This is a genomic window from Pseudoalteromonas sp. CO342X (genome assembly GCF_004208915.1).
GTDB classification, from domain to species: domain Bacteria; phylum Pseudomonadota; class Gammaproteobacteria; order Enterobacterales; family Alteromonadaceae; genus Pseudoalteromonas; species Pseudoalteromonas maricaloris.
Window position 1 is genome coordinate 428,823 of the sequence record NZ_SGPH01000040.1, and the last position, 14,232, is coordinate 443,054.

At 44.0% G+C, this 14,232-nt stretch carries 11 protein-coding genes; 8 read left to right on the top strand and 3 right to left on the bottom strand.

Annotation, left to right across the window (positions count from 1 at the left end):
* Window positions 1-51 precede the first annotated feature (51 nt).
* Complete coding sequence (locus tag EXT47_RS20725) at window positions 52-2,100, bottom strand: ATP-binding protein (protein ID WP_130127465.1); 2,049 nt, start codon at window positions 2,098-2,100, stop codon at window positions 52-54.
* Between the two features lie 488 nt (window positions 2,101-2,588).
* The gene (locus EXT47_RS20730; RefSeq protein WP_039495346.1) at window positions 2,589-4,193 is read right to left on the bottom strand and encodes an isocitrate lyase; all 1,605 of its coding nucleotides are present in this window, start codon (window positions 4,191-4,193) and stop codon (window positions 2,589-2,591) included.
* A 247-nt stretch (window positions 4,194-4,440) separates the two neighbouring features.
* Between EXT47_RS20730 and EXT47_RS20735 the strand changes: the two genes are divergently transcribed.
* On the top strand, window positions 4,441-6,609 hold the full coding sequence (locus tag EXT47_RS20735; protein WP_039495347.1) for a malate synthase G: 2,169 nt from the start codon (window positions 4,441-4,443) through the stop codon (window positions 6,607-6,609).
* Window positions 6,610-6,748: 139 nt separating this feature from the next.
* Here the strand turns inward: EXT47_RS20735 and EXT47_RS20740 are convergent, their stop codons facing one another.
* Complete coding sequence (locus EXT47_RS20740) at window positions 6,749-7,264, bottom strand: cysteine hydrolase family protein (protein WP_130127466.1); 516 nt, start codon at window positions 7,262-7,264, stop codon at window positions 6,749-6,751.
* A gap of 102 nt (window positions 7,265-7,366) precedes the next feature.
* Here EXT47_RS20740 and EXT47_RS20745 point away from each other — a divergent pair, with 102 nt between their 5' ends.
* From EXT47_RS20745 to betA, 7 genes are all read left to right on the top strand, one after another.
* Window positions 7,367-8,278: a GlxA family transcriptional regulator gene (locus tag EXT47_RS20745; RefSeq protein ID WP_039495349.1), complete on the top strand. Its 912-nt coding sequence runs from the start codon at window positions 7,367-7,369 to the stop codon at window positions 8,276-8,278.
* Window positions 8,279-8,381: 103 nt separating this feature from the next.
* Entirely contained in the window at window positions 8,382-8,882 is a 501-nt protein-coding gene (locus tag EXT47_RS20750; RefSeq protein ID WP_039495350.1) for a hypothetical protein, read from the top strand.
* Complete coding sequence (locus EXT47_RS20755) at window positions 8,875-9,087, top strand: helix-turn-helix transcriptional regulator (protein ID WP_039495351.1); 213 nt, start codon at window positions 8,875-8,877, stop codon at window positions 9,085-9,087. Before EXT47_RS20750 ends, EXT47_RS20755 begins: the two co-directional genes overlap by 8 nt.
* A gap of 214 nt (window positions 9,088-9,301) precedes the next feature.
* Complete coding sequence (locus tag EXT47_RS20760) at window positions 9,302-10,153, top strand: ABC transporter substrate-binding protein (protein ID WP_039495352.1); 852 nt, start codon at window positions 9,302-9,304, stop codon at window positions 10,151-10,153.
* 299 nt (window positions 10,154-10,452) lie between these two features.
* Entirely contained in the window at window positions 10,453-11,043 is a 591-nt protein-coding gene (gene betI, locus EXT47_RS20765; protein ID WP_039495355.1) for a transcriptional regulator BetI, read from the top strand.
* Window position 11,044: 1 nt separating this feature from the next.
* Window positions 11,045-12,508, top strand: a complete 1,464-nt coding sequence (betB, locus tag EXT47_RS20770) for a betaine-aldehyde dehydrogenase (RefSeq protein WP_039495358.1) — start codon at window positions 11,045-11,047, stop codon at window positions 12,506-12,508.
* A gap of 9 nt (window positions 12,509-12,517) precedes the next feature.
* The gene (gene betA, locus EXT47_RS20775) at window positions 12,518-14,185 is read left to right on the top strand and encodes a choline dehydrogenase (protein WP_193522017.1); all 1,668 of its coding nucleotides are present in this window, start codon (window positions 12,518-12,520) and stop codon (window positions 14,183-14,185) included.
* Window positions 14,186-14,232 lie beyond the last annotated feature (47 nt).

Sequence of the window (14,232 nt, forward strand, 5' to 3'; positions counted from 1 at the left end):
GCCTTTTGTACTTTACTTACTTAATATCAACTCACATTTTATGCGGGTACTTTATGCTGGTACATCTATCGCATGAGGTAAGTTTATCTGAATACACAAACCGCCATACTTCCCGGACTTCACTGTGATTTTTCCATTCATCGCTTCAATTAAGCTCTTACAAATAGATAAACCAAGACCTGAGCCTCCTGTTGCACGACTTCTCGATGCTTCGACACGGTACAAGCGTTCAAACAGTTTGTTCTGCTCGGCCTCCGATACGCCTGGTGAGCTATCATCTACTTGTAGGAATAGTCCTTGTTTATTGACCACAGCTTTAAACCTTACCTTGCCGGGTTTATCTGTGTATAAACATGCATTCTTAGCAAGATTATCGATAACCCTATCTAGCTTTGGTTTATCAATGTAAATACTCATATCATCGACGTGAATGTCGGCGATAAATTGCAGCAGATTACTAGTTACTAGTCTTTCAATATCGTACACATAGCTTTGGATAACCGTTTTCGCGCCATGCTGCTGGGGATGGATCACAAGCGCGTCATGATCAGCTTGAGACAATTGATATACGTTCGAGATCAATTCATTCAGCTGATTTATCTTGTTGTTGATCTTGGCATATGCAATTGTGCTGTCATCAATAAGATTGTGTTCCATCGCTTCGATATGGAGTTTTAAGACACTAAGTGGCGTACGTAACTCGTGGGAAATATCGGCCAGCATTTTATCTTTATGTTCAATATTCAATTGATACATTTTTGCTTTTAGCGCCGCATTTCTATGTTTGACGACAAAAAATCCGACTAGAAATAATCCGGCTAAAAAGGTCGAGATTGCAGTGAACACCCACATTTGTGTGGATAGCTTGGCATTTTGTAAGTTAACCTCGGTTATGGCTTGTGCAGAGCGTGCTTGCTCCAGTTGTTGAGATTGAATAAGCGCGTCAATACTGGCTTTATAGGTACTTACTTGTTTTTCTAGTAATGTTTCATGAAGTTGAGTCTGTAGCTCTGAAGTCGACTTCATAAATTGAAAAGCTTGGGCGTATTCATGATGTGCAGCAAGCGTTATCGCTTTAAGGCGATGATATTTTTCGAGCAGTACCTCTGCCGTTTCAATTTCGGTTAGGGCGTCCAGCTTGGTGAGTAGTGTTTTTGCTTTGGCTAATTCTTTGCGTTTTAGCCTAACTTCTAACTCCGTCAGGTAGGCGTAAAATTGTTGCAGTGTTGAACTGGTTTGAGTGGCATATTCAATGCCTGCAAGTGCATCCGACAGGGCATTGTCTAAGTCTGCCTTGGCTATATGGATTAATGCGGAGTTTCGATATGCCCTAGCGAGTGAAACCCTAGCATTGAGTTCTTTTAGAAATTCAATGGCCTCTTTTGTTTGCGCTAATGCTTCGTCCGTTTTACCGTTCTTAAACTTCAGCTCTCCCAAGCGAAGGGCCGTGCCTGCGACGTTGCGTAATTCTTTTGAAGCTTTATCTGCAACGAGAGCTTGTTGGAAGAAATACTCAGCATTTTCCTCATCCCCCATACGCACAGAAATATCACCAAGATTGTAAAAATTAGCCCCTTGCTTTTCGTACTGATCAGTTCCTTTTAACAGTTCATAGGCTTTTAAGTGGTATTGCATAGATTGCGCAAGCAAATTTCTGTGGTCGGCAACAACACCTAGATTATTATAGGTTTGCGCCACTAAACTTGACTTGTTCATCGCTTCGGCTGAAGCGAGCGCTTTTAAGTAAAAAGACTCGGCCTGCTCAAGCTGGCTTAAGTTACGATAGTTAATGCCTATCTCTCTGTATAAATCATACTTGCGCGCTTCGGTAAGGAAAAACTGCTTTTCGATATAGCTAAGGGTAGATATTGATTTCTCATATAAGTCTTGCTTTCGATAAATCATGGCCTGCAAATAAATCGCTTGATATCGCGTTTCTTCTTCTTCACTGACGCTGGCCGTTTCAATTTTAACTAAGGCTTCGGTGTATTTGCCTGCCTTTTCTAAATCTTCTATTTCCTTGATAACTGTATTCCCGGCCTGGCAATGCATCGCTGTAAGCAGTGCTACTGCTTTTATTAAGTTCTTAATGGGGGTCATGTATCAACTTTAAGGTACTGTAATTAGTTTTATAGTTTTACATGGAAAAGTGGGGTAAATATGGAAAGTGTAAAGGGGGTTTACAGCAGAATGAAGTGCTTATAAATCTGAGGTTAGTCATATTTTGATTTTTAGTCAAAATAAACTCAGAACAAAATTTTACTAAGTAAGTTAGTAAAAATGTGACCTGTCGCTGGTTTAGTTAGTAAAATTTTGGTTTGTGAAAGTGAAAAAAGTCACAAATGCACTCTTTTTTGTCTGGATCTTGGATCTTTAATGTAAAGATCGGGATCGTTAGGTGTTGAGTTAATAAAATTCTGATCTCAAATAAGTCTAGGTTAGTAAAAATATGATCTGAATAACTGACGTTGGTAAATACGTGATCTCAGTTACCTGTGGCTAGTAAAAATCTGATCCACAATAGATAAAAGGGCCTGACGGCCCTTGCTGATTAGGGAACTATATAAGTCGTTATCTAAATCGAGTATTTAGAACTGGTTCATGGTGTTGGCTTCACCGCCAGCTTTGAGTGCGTTCTCACCAGAGAAATACTCTTTGTGCGTGTCACCGATATTAGAGCCTGCCAAGTCTTGGTGTTTAACTGATGCTTGTTCGCGACGGATTTCTTGTCGTTGCACATCGCGCACATAGGCAAGCATACCCGCGTCACCAAAATAGCCTTCAGCCAGAATATCAGTGCTGAGTGCTGCTGTATGATAAGTTGGCAGTGTAATAAGGTGATGGAAAATTCCCGCTTCTCTTGCCGAGTCTCGCTGGAAGTTTTGCACCAGTAGATCGGCTTCGGTTGCCAACTCGGTTGCGTCTAACTCTGGCGCCATCAATACTTTTGCATCCGCGCTTGGATTTGGGTATGCCGATAAGTCTTTACCTTGCTCCTGCCACTGCTGGTATACCTGTTCACGGAATTTTAATGTCCAGTTGAACGATGGCGAGTTGTTGTACACAAGCTTAGCGTTAGGCACCTGTTCGCGAACTCGGTTAACTAGCTCGGCAATTTGCTCGATATTTGGCTTTTCGGTTTCAATCCACAATAGATCTGCGCCTGATTGAAGACTGGTTACACAGTCTAGTACCACACGATCTTTTTCTGTGCCTGCTCTGAATTGGTATAAACCGTTGTCTAAGCGAACTGGCTTTTGCAGTTCGCCACCCAATTTAATTGCCATCTCACCTTCTTGTAAGTCAGCGGCCGAGGTAACTGGCGTGGTGTCTAAATAGCTAGTGTATTGGCTCGCAAGGTCGCCCTGCGCTTTTGATACTGGCACTTTTTGCGTCAAACTTGCACCCAATGAGTCAGTGCGTGCGACGATAACGCCATCTTCAACACCAAGCTCAAGGAAAGCATATCGTACAGCGTTAATCTTAGCTAAAAAGTCCTCATGGGGAACCGTTACTTTACCTGCTTGGTGGCCACACTGTTTTGCGTCCGATACTTGGTTTTCGATTTGAATTGCACAAGCACCCGCTTCAATCATTTGTTTAGCTAATAGGTAGGTTGCTTCTTCGTTACCAAAACCGGCATCAATATCAGCAATGATAGGCACTACATGGGTTTCGAAGTTATCGATTTTGCTAAGGATCTCTGTTGTATCTTGGCCTTTTGCTCTCGCTGCATCAAGATCTTTGTAGAGATGATCTAGCTCTCGCGCATCGGCTTGCTTGAGGAAGGTGTAGATCTCTTCAATCAAAGCTGGAACCGCTGTTTTTTCATGCATACTTTGGTCAGGTAGTGGGCCAAACTCTGAGCGCAGTGCAGCAACCATCCAGCCACTTAGGTATACGTAAGAGCGTTTTGTGGTTTTATTGTGACGCTTTACTGCCATCATCATTTGTTGCGCGGTAAAACCGTGCCAACAACCAAGCGATTGTGTGTATTGGCTGCTATCTGCGTCGTACGCTGCCATGTCTTCACGCATCACTTTTGCCGTGTATTTTGCAATGTCCAAACCGGTTTTAAAACGGTTTTGTAGGTGCATACGGCTGGCATACTCAGGACTGATAGATTGCCAAGTTTTTCCTTGGCTTTGGCATAGACTAGAGAAATGATCTAACTGAGTTTGATACTGAGACATAATTAGCTTCCTTTGAACGGGTACTATAAATCAAATTAAATTCTGGTTGTTTGTTACACGAAACCAACCGGTGTGAGAGTGGTTGGCTGCGGGCTTAATTAAACACTAGGCCGATAAATTAGATTTTTTAAATTTATAGTTATTATTACGAGTATATTTTTTGTGAATGGGAAAAGGGGTTCGTTTTTCCAAAAATTGTTTTATGTTTGACCTATCCCGTTCAAAAAATGTTAATCAAGGACTCTCCATGAGCAAGTATGTCACTCATTCAGGCTTCCAAATTGCGACTCCACTGGCGCAGTTTGTTGAGCAATCTTTACTTCCCGGTACGGGGATCGCGGTCAATCAATTTTGGCAAGGCGTAGTGGATATTTTTTCGGAACTTGGGAAGCAAAACCAAGCGTTACTCAACAAACGCGATACCCTGCAACAGCAAATTGACGATTACCACCTCTCTCATCCTGATTGGCAATCTGCAGAATATCGGACATTTCTTGAATCTATTGGTTATTTGCAGCCTGAGCCCGAAGATTTTGCCATCGAAACCGAGCATGTGGAGCCTGAAATTGCGAGCGCAGCCGGTCCTCAGTTAGTGGTGCCTGTCAGTAACGCAAGGTTTGCGCTCAATGCGGCTAATGCGCGTTGGGGCTCCTTGTATGACGCGCTCTATGGAACGGATGTTCTTGGCGAAGAGGATGGTGCTGAGCGTACTCAAGCCTATAATCCGAATCGTGGGTTTAAAGTCATGGCTTATGCTAGGCAATTCCTCGATAAAGCGCTGCCGTTGGCAGAAGGTTCTCACATAGAAAGTACGAACTACGCGATTCTAGACGGCAATTTAGTGATTACACTCAACGACAGCACCCAAGTTGCACTGCAAAAGCCTGATCAGCTAGTGGGTTATCAGGGGGAGGCACAAAATCCAAGCGCGGTATTGTTGCGCCACCATGATCTGCATATTGAGATCCAAATTGATCCACACCATCCGATAGGACAGGCAGACAAAGCCGGGATCAAAGATGTCGTCCTTGAGGCTGCACTTACGACAATCATGGATTGTGAAGACTCAGTTGCGGCGGTGGATGCACAAGACAAAGTATTGGTATACCAAAATTGGTTAGGCTTGATGAAAGGGAGCTTGAGTGAGACTTTCGAAAAGTCAGGTCAATCGCTGACTCGGACGCTAAATGCCGACCGAAGTTACGTAGATACACAAGGCCAGCGTATGACACTAAAAGGTCGCTCTATGATGTTTGTGCGCAATGTTGGCCACCTAATGACAACGCCAGCGATACTGGATGCAGAAGGAAACGAGCAGTTCGAAGGGATTTTAGATGCCATCATGACAAGCACGGCTGCGCTGCATGATTTACAAGGCAATAGTCCGTTTAAAAACTCGACGGCAGCAAGTATCAATATCGTGAAGCCAAAGATGCACGGGCCTGAAGAAGTCGCTTTCACTGATACCCTATTTAGCCGAGTTGAAGCGCTGCTCTCGCTACCCAAAAATACCATTAAAATGGGGATTATGGATGAAGAGCGCCGTACTTCGGTAAACTTAAAAGCGTGTATTGCTGCTGCTAAGCAGCGTGTAGTATTTATCAATACGGGCTTTTTGGATAGAACAGGCGATGAAATTCATACCTCAATGCTGGCGGGCCCTGTATTGCCCAAAGTGGCAATTAAAGGACAATCTTGGATAGCGGCCTATGAAGATCAAAACGTGGATATTGGCCTTAAAACCGGTTTTAGGAAAAAGGCACAAATAGGCAAAGGAATGTGGCCAATGCCAGATAAAATGGCGCTGATGATGGAGCAAAAGCAAGGCCATCCTGAGTCCGGTGCTAATACTGCATGGGTGCCCTCTCCTACCGCAGCAACGCTCCATGCGATGCACTATCACTATGTGGATGTGTTTGCACGTCAACTTGAGATAAAAACACGTCAGCAAGCATCGCTCGATAACTTACTCACGCCCCCGCTGATGTTAGAAAACGATTTGTCTGCGGAGGATATTCAAGCCGAATTAGACAATAATGCGCAGGGCATTTTGGGCTACGTGGTGCGCTGGGTAGACCAAGGCGTAGGTTGCTCAAAAGTGCCTGATATCAATCACGTTGGATTAATGGAAGACAGAGCAACGCTTAGGATCTCAAGCCAGCATATCGCTAACTGGTTATATCATGGCATTTGTAGCGAAGAGCAAGTGGAAAAAACTTTTAGGCGCATGGCGGCTGTAGTAGATGGTCAAAACGAAGGTGACAGCCTCTACCAACCAATGCTCAATGACCATAAACCGCTTAGTGAAAACCTCGCCTATAAAGCGGCGTTATCTTTGGTATTTGAAGGCCGAGTACAACCCAATGGTTACACCGAGCCGCTACTTCACGCCTATCGACAAGCCTATAAGCAGTAGGCTAATTAGCACCTTTTCATTTCGATGTCACTCAAATCAAGGCTGGTCAATCCAGCCTTTTTGGTTTTTCTGCTTGTGTCGAGGTAAACCTCGACCTACGTTGGATTTGTAGGTCGTGATTTATCACGACGAGCATGGGTTACATTTGCGACACGGCAATCAAAGGTACTCGTGTTGAAACACCGTTGAGTGCAATTTTGTGGATCATTTCATCTACGGTAGTGCAGCAATCACTGAGAATGTAGACATTGTACTGCTCCGCCGATTTCGATAGCGCGGTATGGGTTACACAGTTTTGCGTCATCATGCCGCAGATATATAAAGTGTCGATATCTTTAGATTGGAGCAAATCGTTTAAGGAGGTTTGCTCAAAGCTGTCGGCATAGGACTTTACGATATGGTGGCCGTTTTCTCGCGCTTGGCGTAGGCCATTATGAAGATCTACACCGCTTGTGTCGGCATTGAAAAATGGTGTTTTTCCTTGCTCTGGATTAGCTATGTGCTGGACATAAATGACTTCCATATTTTGCTCTGCTGCTTTTTTGATAGCTGAATTGATGTTTGCTAGTGTATTTTTGGTATTCCATAGCGGGAAAAGCCCTCTAGGAAAGTAATCATTTTGAATGTCGATCACCAATAGTGCGCTGTTGTTCATTTTTTTACCTCGTTAGTTAATTTGCAGAGGTATTGTGCTGGAGTTGTAACTTTGACTGGAGTGTCTAAAATGACATTTTTGAGTTCAAATTCGACAACGTAGATGAAACCAATCAAAGTGGCGATTTGTCACTATCCTTATGCGATGAAGTCGGCTGTGTATGGTCTAGAAGAGCTGTTTTTTCTAGCAGATAGAATTTGTATCGAAGAGTCACAGGATACCCGCTTTACAACACATGTTGTCACCTTCAGTGGTGCTGTAAAGGGGGATTACAATATTGTGTTATTGCCGCCGAGTGTTAGTTCTGATTATTACCTCAAACCTGAACCTCAATTACTTGCTTGGTTAACCGAGCAGCACCAACAAGGTGCAGTTATCGCTTCTGCTTGTGCGGGGGCTTTTATACTTGCGGCCTCGGGGCTAAGTCATCAGCGCTTACTTACCACGCATTGGGGGTTAACTGAGGCATTTAAACGGCACTTTCCTAACCAGCCTATCGATACGCGGAAAATTTTAATTGATCACAATGATATTATGTCGGCTGGCGGCATGATGTCATGGCTTGATCTTGGATTAGAGCTAGTCAAAAAATATAGCGGTCACTTAGTCATGCGCAAGTTAGGCAAAACGCTTGTCGTAGATACGGCTCAGCGGGAGCAGAGCTACTATCATCAATTTCAGCCAAACTTTCAACATGGTGATGATGCTGTGCTGCGCGCTCAGCAATACATTAACACCCATTATGGTCGCAATATTTCAATTACAGAACTGGCTGATATCGCTCTACTTACGCAAAGAACCTTACAGCGACGTTTTGCTAAGGTGCTCGGACTCAATCCAAATCAATATCTGCAGCGGTTTCGGGTGCAGAAAATGTGTGATTTATTAGAAAGCACGAGCAAGCCATTTGATTGGATTGCGCACCAGGTAGGGTACGAGGATACGACAGCCTGCCGTAAGGTGTTTAATAAGTGTATGGGCTTAACACCAAGCGAGTTTCGAAAACGTTTCTAGTTATTTAAACTTTACTTAAAGTAAAAAATGTTTGACTTGTGGTTGAGCAAAGTTTACGCTTTTAATGTAAAGAATACTTAACCTTGAGTAAAGTGAGGGTAACATGGAAAGCAACAATAAGATTAAAGCGTTTTTAGACTCGTTGAGTTTCCGTGACTTAACGATTGCGATAGAGTTTTTGGTAACAGGTTATATCTTGTATTTTTATTTAGGCGAAATAACAGCGGCTACAGAGCAGTTACGTCAAGATCCGAGTTGGGTATCAGGATTGTTGCTCAAGGTGATTGTTATTTCTATCGTGACATCTATTGCAGGTCAGCTGCTACTGAGCTTTGTTAGTGATAAAGATATGGATAAGCCGTTAGATGAACGTGAAAAATTGATTGCGCTATCTGGGTGCAAACCTGCCTACTGGGTGCTTCAGGTTGGTGTGTGTATCTCTATTTTCCAGTATTCTGCCGAAGCGCAAAATTGGTCGCAAGCGCTTCTTTTTGAACTACCATTTGCACCACTTCATATTTTAGTGATTGCATTTTTGCTGGCTGAATTGGTCGGTTATGGAACTCAGCTCGTCAAAGCTCGTTTGGGAGCTGTGTATGGCTGATTTACCAATAAAAAACAAAATCAGAATGCTGCGTTTTATGAGCGGTGAAATGACACAAAAAGAGCTTGCTGAGCGAGTGGGTGTTACGAGACAAACGATTATGGCGATCGAGGCTGCAAAATACTCACCTTCGCTCGAAGTAGCATTCAAGATAGCATATGTATTTAATGTCTCTATTGAAGAAGTATTCGAATATCAGCCATAAAGTGCCAAAACAAGCGTGATGTAAAGGGGGTTTACGTCACGCTTTTTTGTTTCTGTGAGCACCGATACGTTTTTTGACTTAAATAGTTTAATAATTAGGCATTGTAATCTAGGCTTTAGGTAAATATATTGTTACTACTAAAGATAGTGCCTATGCAATGAACAGAGTCGTCATGTTATAAGGCCGATTGTCATAGACTTGCTCACGAGGTGTCATGGTTAAGCAGTACATATCAGTGAATAACTTGATTGGCACGATTATTTTGGTGTGGGGCTTGGTAATTCCCCCTGCCAGTGCAAGTGAATGCAGTAAAACGGTGAATATCGGCGTTGTTGCCGATTGGCCGCCATTAACTGTATTTGATGAGCTTGGACCTTGGGGCCTAGACGTAGACATTGCCGAAATGGTGTTCCAGCATGTTGCCGTGTGTACCACCTATATTCGCCTCCCTTCCAGCGCTCGCACTTTTGAAGAGATGTCAAAAGGAGTGATAGATGTCGCGGTAATGGTTAGCTACACTAAAGATAGAGAAGCATACGGAGATTTCTCTCTGCCCTACCGTTTTGAACGTATGCGATTATTCTCGTTATCACCTCCCACAGCGCTTGGCGATCTCGCTTCATTACTAAAGCAATCGAAAACCATAGGGTTAAGCATCGGATCTTACTATGGAGAGGAACTTAATAAGCTTAAACAAGATCCCCGCTATAAAGATCAATTTGTGAGTATTGCCAGTGCGCAGCGGCGGGTTGAAATGCTAATGAAAGCGCGCGTTGATTTTATTGTGGATGATATGATCACGGGGAACTATTTTATCAAAGAGCGAGGACTTGACGCTGCACAGGCCTGGCCTTATGTGGTACATGATAACCAAGTACACTTTTTGCTGCGTAAAAATGTTTTTAGTGCGAGGCTGAAAAGCAAAATTGATGAGGCGATCTTAGCGCTTAAACCTAAGATTGAATTGTTAGTGGCGAGTTATCAGTCAAACGCGTCTTTTGGGGTTTCAACTGTCTCAAATAGGTTTCCTAGTTATCAACCGTTACCGCTTTCAAATCTTAACTAGCAAGGATGTTTAGTCTTATTCAATTCCATCATTTGATTCGGTTTTGGTTGTTTTACAGTCAAACAAAACTTAATCAAATTGTCACATCAAAACGGTAAATTATCGCAAATACCTGCAAAATCTCAGATTTTTTTAAATTTCTTAAGATTTTTTGTAATCCTTTAAAACCCCTTAGCTATCATGGGATTAACCTAGGTACAAACGTCAAAAATTTGGCTTTTTACAAAAAGTCAACCTTGAAGTCTCATCTTTATCACCCTAAGATTTATTTTAATTGAACGGTCAATTAATAAAAAGCTATGCCAAAAGTCGGAATGGAACCTGTTCGTCGTCAGCAGCTAATTGACGCCACTTTAGAGTCAGTTGCCGAGTTAGGATTACAAGCAACCACGATTAATAGTATCAGTAAAAGAGCCGGTCTCTCATCAGGGATCATCAGCCACTATTTTGGTGGTAAACAAGGCTTGATTGAAGCAACCGTGCGCTATCTATTAAACAACTTGAAATACAGTTTGTTGGACAAGACCTACGGAGGTTGTGGTGCCGAGCAGCGACTCATGTATATCGTAGAAGCTAACTTTGCCATGGTGCAGCAGCAGTCAAATACGACGCGCACTTGGTTGAGTTTCTGGGCGCAGTCCATGCACGATGACGAGCTACACCGACTACAGCGTGTTAACAGTTGCCGTCTGCAGAGTAACCTAGCGACTTCGTTTGCTGCTTTTATGCCGCGAGCACAGGCAAAAGAAGCGGCTGAGCTTGCCGCCGGTATGATTGACGGACTCTGGTTAAGAGCTGTGCTAAGCAAAGCTGACCATCATGCGTTTCATCACAGTGAAACGCTCGCAAAACGCTACATTCAATCACTTATTAAGCAGTTTGGAGGATAATGTGACAGTCCCTGTATATCAAAATTTTATTCATGGCCAGTTCTTGGCAAACCACTCAGGCGAAAAGTTTGCAGTAAAAAATCCAGCAACGGATGAAGTGATCTATGAGGTAGAGGTTGCTGACAGTCATGTTCAGCAAGCTGCGATTGAAAGTGCTAAAGCGGGCTTTGCATTATGGTCAGCGATGGCGCCAATTGAGCGTAGTCGTGTTTTACATAAAGCGGTATCTCTGTTGCGCGAGCGCAATAATGAGCTTGCTAAGATTGAAGTGTTAGATACAGGTAAACCTTGGCAAGAGGCTGAATGTGTAGACATTCAAACTGGCGCTGATGTGATTGAATATTTTGCAGGGTTGGCTCCCGCTCAAGTTGGCACTCAGCAGCCAGTGGGAGGGGACTTTTTCTATACTCGTAAAGAGCCCTTGGGGATTTGTGCAGGCATTGGCGCGTGGAATTATCCACTGCAAATTGCGTGTTGGAAATCAGGCCCTGCACTTGCCGCTGGTAACGCCCTCATTTTCAAGCCATCGGAAGAAACACCACTAGGCGCGATTAAGCTGGCCGAAATCTTTATTGAAGCCGGTGTCCCTGCGGGCGTATTCAATGTGGTGCAAGGTGCCGCTGAGGTGGGCCAATGGCTTACTACCAGCCCTGATATTGAAAAAGTATCGTTCACCGGTGAAGTGGGTACTGGCAAAAAAGTAATGCAAAGTGCGGCAAGCAATTTAAAAGAAGTGACGATGGAGCTAGGCGGCAAATCACCGCTTATCGTTTTTGAAGATGCTGATATCTCTCAAGCGATAAGTGCCGCGATGTTGGGCAACTTCTACACCCAAGGTGAAGTGTGTACCAACTGCACACGCGTATTTGTTCAGCGTAAGGTTTACGACGCCTTTTTAGCTGAGTTAAAGCAGCGTACCGAACAAAATATCATCGCGGGCGATCCGCTCGATCCAAACGTAAATCTTGGCGCTCTAATCTCAAAGCAGCATCACACACTGGTGATGGATTACATTGCAAAAGGCAAAGCTGAAGGCGCAACCGTACTGACCGGTGGTGAGGCACTTAGTCCTGAAACGGCACCAAACGGCTACTTTGTCGCACCGACCGTATTTATCGACTGTCATGATGATATGACCATAGTGAAAGAAGAGATCTTTGGTCCAGTGATGTCGGTATTGGTATTCGATGACGAGGAAGAAGTCATTCAACGTGCAAACAACACCCACTTAGGTTTGGCTGCAGGTGTATTTAGTAAAGATATTCAACGTGCACACCGTGTCATCCACCAGCTAGAAGCAGGTATTTGTTGGATCAATAGTTATGGCAACTCACCCGCCGAAATGCCCGTTGGAGGCTATAAGCAGTCGGGCATTGGCCGCGAAAATGGTATCGAGACGCTAGATCAATATACTCAGACTAAGTCCGTGTATGTTGGTATGAGCGATATTGAAAGTCCATTTTAATCGAGGAGTATGATGACTGATTTTGATTATATTATTGTAGGTGCAGGTTCTGCAGGCTGTGTGCTTGCAAACCGCCTATCGGAAAATCCAGCGCACAAAGTACTATTACTCGAAACTGGCGGTAGTGATAAGAGTATTTTTATTCAGATGCCAACCGCGCTATCTATTCCAATGAATACCGATAAATATGCTTGGCAGTTCCATACCGAGCCCGAGCCGCACTTAGACAATCGCGTTATGCATTGTCCTCGCGGCAAGGTACTTGGTGGTTCATCGTCAATCAATGGCATGGTGTACGTTCGAGGTCATGCTAAAGACTTTGACGAGTGGCAAGACAGTGGTGCACAAGGTTGGGATTATCAGTCTTGTTTGCCTTACTTCAAGCGCGCTGAATCTTGGTATTTAGGAGGCGACGAGTACCGTGGTGAGCAAGGTCCGCTTGGCACCAATAATGGTAATGAAATGGCAAACCCGCTCTATCGTGCGTTTATTAGCGCTGGTGAGCAAGCGGGTTATGCGTTTACTAAAGACTATAACGGTGAGCAGCAAGAAGGCTTTGGGCCGATGCATATGACCGTAAAAGGTGGTAAACGTTGCTCGTCTAGCCGAGCCTATTTAGACCCCATTAAACATCGCAGTAACCTCACCATAGTCACGGGTGCCTTGGTACAAAAAGTACTGTTAGATGGCAAAACCGCTACAGGCGTTGAGTACAGTGTGAAAGGAAACCTGAAAAAAGCGAATGCAGCGAAGGAAGTGATCCTAAGTGCAGGTTCAATCGGTTCACCGCACTTATTACAATTATCTGGCATTGGCGATAAAGAAGCGTTGACTGCCGCAGGCGTTGAAGTAAAACACCATTTACCCGGAGTGGGCAAAAACCTTCAAGATCACTTGGAGTTTTATTTCCAATATAAGTGTAAGCAGCCTATCACCTTAAACGGCAAGCTGGGGTTAATTTCTAAAGGTTTGATCGGTGCAAGATGGTTGCTTGATAAATCAGGTCTTGGCGCGACCAATCACTTTGAATCTTGTGCCTTTATTCGTTCGAAAGCAGGCGTTGAGTGGCCAGATCTTCAGTACCACTTTTTACCTGCGGCCATTCGCTACGATGGTAAAAGTGCCTTTGATGGTCATGGGTTCCAAGTTCATGTCGGCCACAATAAACCAAAGAGCCGTGGTGAAGTAACGATTAAGTCAGCAGATCCAACGGTGGCGCCTAAAATACAGTTTAATTACCTAGCTGAACAAGAAGACATCGAAGGGTTTAGAGCTTGTGTGCGACTCACGCGTGAAATCATCGAGCAGAGTGCGTTTGATGACTTTCGGGAGAGCGAGATCCAACCTGGCGAGCAAGTGCAAACCGATGAAGAAATTGATGCCTTTGTGCGTCAAGCGGTAGAAAGTGCTTATCATCCTTCTTGTTCATGCAAAATGGGTGAGGATGAAATGGCGGTTGTAGACTCGCAAACCCGTGTGCACGGTGTAAAGGGGCTACGCGTTGTGGATTCATCTATTTTCCCGACCATTCCAAACGGCAACCTCAATGCGCCGACTATTATGGTCGCGGAAAAAGCAGCGGATATGATTTTAGGCAATTCGCCACTTGCCGCTGAGGGAGTAAACGTTGCTATGACACAAAACTGGCAACAGGTTCAACGTAGTTCGGAGATCTAGTTTCGCCACTCGTATGGGAAAGTTCGTGCCCCATATGAGACCTGCAG

Bases quoted from the DNA above. Each gene is read 5' to 3' on its own strand.
- EXT47_RS20725 (WP_130127465.1), bottom strand. From the start codon at position 2,100: ATGACCCCCATTAAGAACTTAATAAAAGCAGTAGCACTGCTTACAGCG.
- EXT47_RS20730 (WP_039495346.1), bottom strand. From the start codon at position 4,193: ATGTCTCAGTATCAAACTCAGTTAGATCATTTCTCTAGTCTATGCCAA.
- EXT47_RS20735 (WP_039495347.1), top strand. From the start codon at position 4,441: ATGAGCAAGTATGTCACTCATTCAGGCTTCCAAATTGCGACTCCACTG.
- EXT47_RS20740 (WP_130127466.1), bottom strand. From the start codon at position 7,264: ATGAACAACAGCGCACTATTGGTGATCGACATTCAAAATGATTACTTT.
- EXT47_RS20745 (WP_039495349.1), top strand. From the start codon at position 7,367: ATGAAACCAATCAAAGTGGCGATTTGTCACTATCCTTATGCGATGAAG.
- EXT47_RS20750 (WP_039495350.1), top strand. From the start codon at position 8,382: ATGGAAAGCAACAATAAGATTAAAGCGTTTTTAGACTCGTTGAGTTTC.
- EXT47_RS20755 (WP_039495351.1), top strand. From the start codon at position 8,875: ATGGCTGATTTACCAATAAAAAACAAAATCAGAATGCTGCGTTTTATG.
- EXT47_RS20760 (WP_039495352.1), top strand. From the start codon at position 9,302: ATGGTTAAGCAGTACATATCAGTGAATAACTTGATTGGCACGATTATT.
- betI (WP_039495355.1), top strand. From the start codon at position 10,453: ATGCCAAAAGTCGGAATGGAACCTGTTCGTCGTCAGCAGCTAATTGAC.
- betA (WP_193522017.1), top strand. From the start codon at position 12,518: ATGATGACTGATTTTGATTATATTATTGTAGGTGCAGGTTCTGCAGGC.